Annotated in this window: 7 protein-coding genes; 6 read left to right on the plus strand and 1 reads right to left on the minus strand. The window is 69.4% G+C overall.

Annotation, left to right across the window (positions count from 1 at the left end):
- Nucleotides 1–67 precede the first annotated feature (67 nt).
- The 3 genes from AB0D18_RS30895 to AB0D18_RS30905 all read left to right on the plus strand — a co-directional run bounded on the left by AB0D18_RS30895 (nt 68) and on the right by AB0D18_RS30905 (nt 2,153).
- The gene (locus AB0D18_RS30895) at nt 68–625 is read left to right on the plus strand and encodes a GNAT family N-acetyltransferase (protein ID WP_362425836.1); all 558 of its coding nucleotides are present in this window, start codon (nt 68–70) and stop codon (nt 623–625) included.
- 142 nt (nt 626–767) lie between these two features.
- Complete coding sequence (locus AB0D18_RS30900) at nt 768–1,604, plus strand: hypothetical protein (protein WP_362425839.1); 837 nt, start codon at nt 768–770, stop codon at nt 1,602–1,604.
- 222 nt (nt 1,605–1,826) lie between these two features.
- The gene (locus tag AB0D18_RS30905; RefSeq protein WP_362425842.1) at nt 1,827–2,153 is read left to right on the plus strand and encodes a YkvA family protein; all 327 of its coding nucleotides are present in this window, start codon (nt 1,827–1,829) and stop codon (nt 2,151–2,153) included.
- 125 nt (nt 2,154–2,278) lie between these two features.
- Here the strand turns inward: AB0D18_RS30905 and AB0D18_RS30910 are convergent, their stop codons facing one another.
- Entirely contained in the window at nt 2,279–2,830 is a 552-nt protein-coding gene (locus AB0D18_RS30910; RefSeq protein WP_362425844.1) for a hypothetical protein, read from the minus strand.
- Between the two features lie 264 nt (nt 2,831–3,094).
- On the opposite strand from AB0D18_RS30910, the gene AB0D18_RS30915 reads away from it, so the two are divergent.
- The 3 genes from AB0D18_RS30915 to AB0D18_RS30925 all read left to right on the plus strand — a co-directional run bounded on the left by AB0D18_RS30915 (nt 3,095) and on the right by AB0D18_RS30925 (nt 6,124).
- Nucleotides 3,095–4,042 (plus strand): LLM class F420-dependent oxidoreductase, encoded by a 948-nt coding sequence (locus tag AB0D18_RS30915; protein WP_362425846.1) that lies wholly within the window; start codon nt 3,095–3,097, stop codon nt 4,040–4,042.
- A gap of 34 nt (nt 4,043–4,076) precedes the next feature.
- Nucleotides 4,077–4,862 (plus strand): SDR family NAD(P)-dependent oxidoreductase, encoded by a 786-nt coding sequence (locus tag AB0D18_RS30920; protein WP_362425849.1) that lies wholly within the window; start codon nt 4,077–4,079, stop codon nt 4,860–4,862.
- Nucleotides 4,863–4,999: 137 nt separating this feature from the next.
- A complete protein-coding gene (locus AB0D18_RS30925; protein WP_362425851.1) occupies nt 5,000–6,124 on the plus strand; it encodes an LLM class flavin-dependent oxidoreductase in 1,125 nt (374 codons plus the stop codon).
- Nucleotides 6,125–6,366 lie beyond the last annotated feature (242 nt).

Consider the following 6,366-nt stretch of genomic DNA (forward strand, 5'->3'; position numbering starts at 1 on the left):
GGAGGGCATGCGGAGGGCCTGCGGATCGTCGGCGGGCCGGCGCTGCGGCGGCCCCTAAGCTGCCGCCATGAACGACAGCGAACCCGGCACGCGTACGGGCATGCACCCCGGCATACGTATCCGCCCCGGCACCCCCACCGACGTCCCGGCCGTCCTGGACATGCTCGACGGCGCCGTGGCCTGGATGAACGCGCGCGGCAACACCCAGCAGTGGGGCACCACCCCCTACTCGCAGAAGCCCGGCGGGGTGGAGCGGGTCCAGCGGTACGTGACCGAGTGCGTTGCATACGTCGCCGAGCTCGACGGCACACCCGTGGGCGCCCTGGTGATGGACTCCGGCCCCAGTCCGCAGGTCCCGGCCATCCCCGTGGCGGAGGAGCCCGAGCGGTACGTCCGCCTGCTGATCACCGACCGAACCCACGCAGGCCTGGGCGTGGGCGCGGCGCTGCTGACCCACGCCGTGGCGGAGACCCAGCGGGCAGGCGTGCAGCTGCTGCGGGTGGACTGCTGGGCAGGCGGCGGGGGCGAACTGGTCGCCTACTACGAGCGCAACGGCTTCACCGCCACCGACCCCTTCCTGATGGGCGACTGGCCGGGAATGGTGCTGGCCCGGCGGGTCGGCTGACCGTCTTGCGATCCGGCGGATCCGACGTGCTCCGCCGCCCCGACGCACACCACTGTGTGTGCACGTCAGGCATGTTCGGTGAGTCTTGACCGCAGGTGGGGGGTGGGTGAAGGTCTTCCTACTCATCAAGGGGCGGGAAGAAATGACTCAGCAATACGGTGACGCGGCGCGCTGCGCGGAATTCTTCGAGGCCGGTGGTTTTGAACAGGTTCGCAGGGTGGCCGCGCAGGGGCTGGCGGAGCTGGGGCCCGATCCGGTGCTCTACCGGTGGCTGGGGCTCGCGCATGCGGCTGAGCGGGACGACGATCACGATGCCGAGGCGGAGAGGGCGTACACGGCAGGGTTGAAGCAGTGGCCCGACGACCTCGGGCTGCTGGTCTCCCACCTGGAGCTGTGCGTGGGCGCCGACGGTTGGGAGCACCCGGGGCGCGCCCGGGCGGTGGAGCCGCTGAAGTCGCGGATCGCGCAACTCGCTCCTCCCGGCTCGCCCGAGGCGGAACAGGTGGAAGCCGCAGTGGGGCGCTTCGGCCGCGGCTACTGGGCGGACGTCCGCACCAGGAACGACGAGGCCCGGGCCACGAGTGCCGACCGCGACGACTTCAGCGCCGCAGTGGCCGAAGCGACGACGCGGGCAATGACAGCGCAGACGATGGGTGAGCAACCTCCCGTCGACCCCGAGGATCTGCGGGCTGCCGAGATCGCCGCCACCCTGGAAGCCCTGGCCGGCCCGTCCCATGCGCCGCTGCGACTGCTGCTCCGCCACCGTCCGGCTGCGTACGTGGTCACCTGTGCACTGGCGTTCCTGACCAACAAGGCCCTCGTCCTGGGAGGGGTCGTCTCGTTCAGCCTGTGGGGCTGGCTCCTGTTCCTGCCGCTGCTCGTGATGGACGCGAAGGTCAGGAACGCGCGCGGGGTGGCCCAGCGACGCGTCATCGCCGCGATCGAGGCCCGCCACGCCAGCACTCCCGCGCAGACCTGAGCGGCCCCGGCACCGGTCTTCCAGGGTGACGGCTCCCGCATCTGCCGGAGCCTGGGGATGGCCCGGACGGTGGTGTACCGAGGGCGCCCTCGTCGCCGACGCCGAAGCCGGCGAAGGGGGCACTTTCGCCCGGGGTGCGTACGGCGTGTGAACCGGGAGAGGTGGCTCCGTTCGGGTACACGGGAGGGAGAGGGGTACTGCTCGCCTACGGAAGGAGCCCGCATGAGTGACGGGATGACGATTCTGCTGGTCGTGGCGGGGGTGCTGGCCCTCGCGACCGTGGTGGGTGCCGTGGTGGTCCTGGTCAAGATGGTGAAGGCGCGCAAGCTGCTCACCGATGCCGGGATTCCGGTGGGGAACAAGTTCGTGTTCTGGGGTGCGCTGATCTATCTGATCAGCCCGGTCGATCTGATTCCCGACCCCATCTATCTGGACGACATCGGCATCATGCTGCTCGCCCTCCAGTCGTTGCAGAACGCGGCCGAGAAGGCGGGGATCACGCGACGCGCGGAGCCGGTGGCGCTGGAGAAGCAGCGGACGGTCCACTGACCTCCCGCGCTGATCTCCCGCGCTGACTTTCTGGGCTGATCTCCCGTGCTGATCTCCTGCGCTGATCTCCCGCGCTGATCTCCCGCGCTGACTCTCTGGGCTGCGCTGCCGCGCTGACCTCCCGCTCAGGCCGCGATGCGTTCTCCCGACGGGTCGGCGACCACGATCTGGACGTGCGACGGGGCGTACTTGCGTGCCTTGGCGAGCATCTTCGTCAGGTCGAACTTCTCCCGCTCCACCGCCACATGGAGCGGCGCCGCAATGGCCGGGTTCTGCGGCGGAAGGGCGGCTCCGGCGGGCAGCGTCGCGCCGGGGCGGAGCCGTGCGCCGAGCAGTGTGTGCGGGCTGTTCGGCGGTGTCGCCACCACGAACTGGGTGACCTCCGCCCACGGCAGCAGCACCCCGCCGACCTGCGCACCGGCCGCGTTGAACTGGAACGCCGTCCGCCGGCCCTCGAACCAGGACACGATGAAGGGGATCGCGAACACGATCACCACTCCGCCCTTCATGTCCAGCGCCCAGCCGAGCAGCGCGGCCAGCGCCACGACGCCGACGATCGACCCCCACAGGCCGGCCTGGTCCTTGGCCGAGAAGGGGTGGGTGATCCGGTAGCGCTCCCACCTTGCGGTGCGGCGGGTGGGCGTGCCACCGGGGGTGGGGCTCGGGGGCTGTGTCATGGCGGGGGTCTCCTTGACGTGTGCTGGGGAATTGTGTCGAGCGGTACGGGCGTGCTCGGTGTGTTCATCGGCGCGCTCATCGGTGGGGACGTCTCGGTGAACTGTCCGGTTGCACAGGGGAGTTGGATTGTGGGAGTGGGACGAGTGAAACCTCTTGGGGTGTGGAAATAGGCCGTGTGGGACCCCTTGTCTGACTGGTCGTCAGCTACGACGATGACCGGGTCGATGAATACATGACGGTCCGTCAGGTCTGGGGGTCTTCTCATGGTGCGGGTCCTGCCCGAAGGGCGGCTGTCGTACGGGATGCAGCTGCCCGTGCAGTCGCAGAGCGTGATCTACGCGGAGGGGTGGGAGGCGGGCGCCGGGCCCGAGGAGCTGGCGGAGGTGGCCCGGGTGGCGGACCGGACCGGGTTCGCGTACATCGCGACGTGCGACCACGTGGCCATACCGCGCCGGCTGGCCGATGCCATGAGCACGGTCTGGTACGACCCGGTGGCCACGCTCGCCTATCTGGCCGCCGTGACCGAGCGCGTACAACTGCTCAGCCATGTCGCCGTGGTGGGGCTGCGGCACCCCCTGGCGAGCGCCAAGCAGTACGCGACGCTGGACCATCTGAGCGGCGGGCGGCTGATCCTCGGGGTCGGGGCCGGGCACGTCGAGGAGGAGTTCGTGGCGCTGGGGGCCGACTTCGCGGGGCGGGGGGCCGTGCTCGACGAGTCGATCGACGCGCTGCGGGCCGCGCTCGGGCGCGAGGAGTTCCCGGAGTTCGCGGGGGAACGGTTCTCGTTCAGCGGGCTCGGGCAGAAGCCGCGGCCCGCCCGGGAGCGGGTGCCCGTGTGGGTGGGCGGGTCGTCTCCCGCTGCCGTACGGAGAGCTGCCGTACGGGGCGACGGGTGGCTGCCGCAGGGTGACCCGCGCGACCGACTCCCCGCGCAGATAGCGAAGTTGCGGCGGCTGCGGGAAGAGGCGGGGAACTCCGGTCCGATCGAGATCGGGGCGATCGCCGAGCCGCTGTACGTGGGCGAGGCGGGGTGGGACGTCGGGCGGCGCACCCTGAGCGGCAAGCCGGACGCGATCGCCGAGTCCCTGCGCGCGTACCGGGCGATGGGCGTGCACCAGATCCAGGTGCGGTTCCGCAGCCGGGGGGTGGCCGAACTCACCGACCAGATGGCGGCGTTCGCTGCCGACGTGGCTCCCCTGCTGAATCAGTAGCGGCAGGGGATCGAACAGTAGGGATGTGGCTGGCATGGGCAAGCTCGACGGGCGCGTCGTCATCATCACCGGTGCGGCGCGCGGGCAGGGCGAGCAGGAGGCGCGGCTCTTCGCGGCGGAGGGCGCGAGGGTGGTGCTGGGGGACGTTCTCGATGACCAAGGAGAGGCGCTGGCAAAGGAGTTGGGCGAGGGGGTGGCCAAGTATGTCCATCTTGATGTGAGTCAGGAGGACGAGTGGGCGCGCGCGGTCGGCGTGGCGAAGGACGTCTTCGGGAAGATAGACGGGCTGGTCAACAATGCGGGGATCCTGCGGTTCAACGAGCTGGTGAACACGCCGCTGGAGGAGTTCCAGCAGGTGATCCAGGTCAACCAGGTGGGGGCGTTCCTCGGGATCCGTACCGTCGCTCCCGAGATCGAGGCCGCCGGCGGCGGGACGATCGTCAACACCGCCTCGTACACCGCGCTGACGGGGATGGCGTACGTGGGCGCGTACGCCGCCACCAAGCACGCGATCCTGGGGCTCACGCGGGTCGCCGCGATGGAGCTTGCGGGCAAGGGGATACGGGTGAATGCCGTGTGTCCAGGAGCAGTTGACACGCCGATGACCAATCCTGCGGTGCTCGACCCGACGGCCGATCCGGAGGAGTCCGCGGCGGCGGTGGCCGAGCTGTACAAGAAGCTCGTGCCGCTCGGTCGGATCGGGAGGCCGCAGGAGGTGGCGGCGCTGGCGCTGTTCCTGACCTCGGAGGACTCGTCGTACATCACCGGGCAGCCGTTCGTGGTGGACGGGGGGTGGCTGGCGGGGGTCTCCATTGTCTGAGGCCTGATCGCTGGTTCCTGTTGTCCGGAGAGCTTCTGATGGGTCGTCAGTATTGACGGTCCCGTAGTGCGGTGGAACAGTCGGTCACATCAGAATCTGACGGTCCGTCAGTAATCGTTTAAGGACGGTGGACTTCCGTGGAGTTCGGTCTCTTCGTGCAGGGTTACGTGCCTGCCGCGCGCCAGAAGGTCGACCCCGAGGCAGAGCACCACGCTCTGATCGAGGAGACCGAGTACGTCATCCAGGCGGACAAGTCCGGGTTCAAGTACGCCTGGGCGAGCGAGCACCACTTCCTGGACGAGTACTCGCACCTGTCGGCGAACGATGTGTTTCTCGGGTACCTGGCGCACGCGACGGAGCGGATCCACCTCGGGTCGGGGATCTTCAACCCGCTGGCGCCGGTGAACCACCCCGTCAAGGTCGCCGAAAAGGTGGCCATGCTGGACCATCTCAGCGGTGGGCGCTTCGAGTTCGGGTCGGGGCGGGGGGCCGGGTCGCACGAGATCCTCGGGTTCATGCCGGGGATCACGGACATGAACCACACCAAGGAGATCTGGGAAGAGACCATCGCCGAGTTCCCCAAGATGTGGCTCCAGGAGGAGTACCAGGGCTTCCAGGGGAAGCACTGGTCGCTGCCGCCGCGGAAGATCCTGCCGAAGCCGTACGGCAAGGCCCACCCGGCCATGTGGTACGCGGCGGGCTCGCCCTCCTCGTACGCGATGGCGGCGAAGAAGGGGCTGGGAGTGCTCGGCTTCAGCGTCCAGAAGGTGTCGGACATGGAGTGGGTCGTCGAGTCGTACAAGACGGCGATCAAGGACGCGGAGCCGGTCGGGGCGTTCGTGAACGACAACGTCATGGTGACCTCTACGGCGATCTGCGCGGAGACGCACGAGGCTGCGGTACAGGTGGCGGTGAACGGGGGGCTGAACTACCTGCAGTCGCTGCTCTTCCGGTACCACGACACCTTCCCGCGGCCGGAGGGGATTCCGGAGTGGCCGGAACTGCTGCCGGAGTACAGCGAAGAAATCATCGAGCTGCTTATCGCCGAGGAGCTGATGATCTGCGGGGACCCGGACGAGGTGCTGACGCAGTGCAAGAGGTGGGAGCAGGCGGGGGCGGACCAGCTGTCCTTCGGACTGCCGATCGGAGTGCCGAAGGAGGACACGCTCAACTCGATCAGGCTGATCGGGGAGCATGTGATTCCGAAGATCGATACGGATCCGGTGCATCGGACTTCGCGGATGCGGCAGCAGGCGGGATAGGTGGGTTGGGGGTGGGGTGGGGCCCCTGGGGCGGGCCCCCAACCCTCCGCTCCCCAGCCCCCTAGCCCTCTTGGGCAGCGGAGCCGCCCCTCCACCCTCCGACCCCTAGCCCCCTAGCCTCCTTGGGCAGCGGGGCCGCCCCTCCGACCCCTAGCCCCCTAGCCTCCTTGGGCAGCGGGGCCGCCCCCCGGGGGCGGGACGGGTGGGCAAGGGGGCGGCCCCCACGCAGAGCACGCCCCCTC

Source organism: Streptomyces sp. NPDC048442 (assembly GCF_040651475.1).
Taxonomy (GTDB): Bacteria; Actinomycetota; Actinomycetes; order Streptomycetales; family Streptomycetaceae; genus Streptomyces.

Coding starts and splice junctions, on each gene's coding strand:
- AB0D18_RS30900 (WP_362425839.1), top strand. CDS start 768: ATGACTCAGCAATACGGTGACGCGGCGCGCTGCGCGGAATTCTTCGAG.
- AB0D18_RS30920 (WP_362425849.1), top strand. CDS start 4,077: ATGGGCAAGCTCGACGGGCGCGTCGTCATCATCACCGGTGCGGCGCGC.
- AB0D18_RS30915 (WP_362425846.1), top strand. CDS start 3,095: ATGGTGCGGGTCCTGCCCGAAGGGCGGCTGTCGTACGGGATGCAGCTG.
- AB0D18_RS30910 (WP_362425844.1), bottom strand. CDS start 2,830: ATGACACAGCCCCCGAGCCCCACCCCCGGTGGCACGCCCACCCGCCGC.
- AB0D18_RS30895 (WP_362425836.1), top strand. CDS start 68: ATGAACGACAGCGAACCCGGCACGCGTACGGGCATGCACCCCGGCATA.
- AB0D18_RS30905 (WP_362425842.1), top strand. CDS start 1,827: ATGAGTGACGGGATGACGATTCTGCTGGTCGTGGCGGGGGTGCTGGCC.